Genomic DNA, 261 nt, shown 5'->3' with positions numbered 1-261 from the left:
TATTGCTGACATTATAGGACCAGACAACGGTTGATCCAACTTCAACCTCATAGGAAGAAGGATCAGCGACATCATAACCATCGGTAAGTTTGACAACACTCAAAGAAGGATTAGCAGATTCAGAAGACACACCGAAGTAGTAGCTGATATCGGAAGCATTAACCTCGGATCCATTATAAGTTGCAGAAGCGGTTACATTGTTAACATAAGGACCTGCTACAGAGATATTGCTGGCAGTAAAGCTGTTATTATACTCGCCAA

1 pseudogene is annotated in these 261 nt (G+C 41.4%); it reads right to left on the bottom strand.

Features of this window, described 5'->3' with window-relative positions:
- Window positions 1-261 (bottom strand): annotated as a pseudogene (locus E7X56_RS11895) (hypothetical protein); the annotation flags it as partial.

The organism is Methanococcoides sp. NM1, assembly GCF_900774285.1.
GTDB classification, from domain to species: Archaea; Halobacteriota; Methanosarcinia; order Methanosarcinales; family Methanosarcinaceae; genus Methanococcoides; species Methanococcoides vulcani.
The sequence above is the reverse complement of the archived record's forward strand: the minus strand, read 5'-3'. Positions and strand labels throughout refer to the sequence as shown.